Raw genomic sequence first — 1,794 nt, forward strand, 5'->3', positions numbered from 1 at the left:
CCCCGGCTCCGGGGACGCGCTCAGCCCAGGTGCACCGCGACCTGGTCGCCCTGCGGCAGCAGCTGTTCCTTGGGGCCGCGGATCAGCACCGCGGCGATGACGGCACCCACGACCATCGTGACGGCCGTCGCGACGAAGGCCGCCGAGTACCCGTCGACGAACGCAGCGAGCTGCGACGCCTCGTCGGTCACGACGGCTCCCGCGACGACGCTCGCGTAGATCGTCGTGAAGACCGAGAGGCCGATCGAGCCGCCGATCTGCATCGAGGCGTTGACGGTCGCGCTCGCGGCGCCCGCGTCGTGGGGCTCGACCCCCGAGAGGGCGACGTTCTGGAGCGGCACGAGGACCATGGCCATGCCCACGCCCAGCACGACGAGTGCGGGCAGGACCTCGGTGGCGTACGACCCGCCGACCGTGATGCGGCTCAGGTAGAGCAGCGCGACGGCCGCGACCAGGGGCCCGCCGATCATCAGCGGACGGGGACCGAACCGCGGGAGGAACTTGGTGATCGCCGGCGCCAGGAGGAGCGTCATGATCGTCATGGGGAGCGTGCCCAGGCCCGCGTGCAGCGGCGAGAGGCCCAGGACAATCTGCAGGTGGAGCGCCAGGTACAGCAGCGCACCGATCATCAGCGCACCGAAGATGGCCTGCACCAGGAACGCGCCGGCACGGACCTTGTTCGTCAGCACGCGCAGCGGGAGGAGCGGCTGCGCGACACGGGACTCGATCCACACGAACAGCGCGATGAGCACGACGCCTGCGGCCAGGCACGCGATGGTCTCGGGCGCGACCCAGCTGTGCTCGGCGAGCGTGAATCCGTAGACGAGCGACCCGAGCCCGAGGACCACCACGACGGTGCCGAGCACGTCGTACTTGTTGTCGCCCTCGGCCTTGCTCTCCCCGATCAGGAGCGCACCCGCGACGAGCGCGACCACGACGACCGGCACGTTGACCCACAGGCACCAGCGCCAGTCCGCGAACTCGGTGAGCGCGCCACCGAGGACCAGGCCGACCGCTGCCCCGACGCCCGCGACCGAGCCGAAGACGGCGAACGCCGTGTTGCGGTCCTTGCCGCGAGGGAACGAGACCGTGAGGAGCGCGAGCGCCGCGGGGGCGAGGAGCGCCGCGAAGACGCCCTGGAGACCTCGCATCGCGATGAGCTCGGTGCCGTTGCGCGCGAGGCCCGCGAGCAGCGACGCGACGCCGAAGCCGACCATCCCGAGCAGGTAGGTGCGCTTGCGCCCCCAGTAGTCGGCGATGCGGCCACCGAGCAGCAGGAGGGCGCCGAACGCGAGCGCGTAGGCCGTGACGACCCACTGCCTCTGCGTGTCCGTGAGGCCGAGCTCGAGCTGGGCCTGCGGGAGGGCGATGTTCACGATCGTCCCGTCGAGCACGACGAGCAGCTGCGTGAGCGCGAGGATGATGAGGATCCACCAGCGGCGGGGCCCGGACGCGCCGGGAGCATCGTGCTCTGCCGACGCGAGACCGTGGATCTCAGCCGAGGGAGGGACCACCTGAGCCGAGGGCGCAGTGGTGGAGGGAGGAGAAGCGGGCATGACCGACCTTCGGGGACGCAACGGGGGGATCGTGGGGTTTCCAGCCCGGATCGAGACGCGTCGCGAGATGTCGCAGACCGTTCGACCGCCCCAACTACGAAGTCGGACAGACGAACTATCTTATCGTGTCGGGGCGTCACGTCAGGGTGTGAGTTCTCCCACGAGGATTCACCGCCGACGTCCGCGCGGGTTGCGGCTGATGCCCTGCATGAGGGTGCCGGCGACGGCGAGGCAGACG

1 protein-coding gene is annotated in these 1,794 nt (G+C 70.7%); it reads right to left on the bottom strand.

The features are described 5' to 3' along the window. Positions 1-20: 20 nt before the first annotated feature. Positions 21-1,556 carry an MFS transporter gene (locus tag ACFWFR_RS19255; protein WP_377624189.1) on the bottom strand — a complete coding sequence of 512 codons (1,536 nt, stop codon included), beginning with the start codon at positions 1,554-1,556 and terminating at the stop codon, positions 21-23. Positions 1,557-1,794: the final 238 nt, after the last annotated feature.

The organism is Oerskovia sp. NPDC060287, from assembly GCF_042726775.1.
GTDB lineage: Bacteria > Actinomycetota > Actinomycetes > Actinomycetales > Cellulomonadaceae > Oerskovia > Oerskovia merdavium.

Coding starts and splice junctions, on each gene's coding strand:
- ACFWFR_RS19255 (WP_377624189.1), bottom strand. CDS start 1,556: ATGCCCGCTTCTCCTCCCTCCACCACTGCGCCCTCGGCTCAGGTGGTC.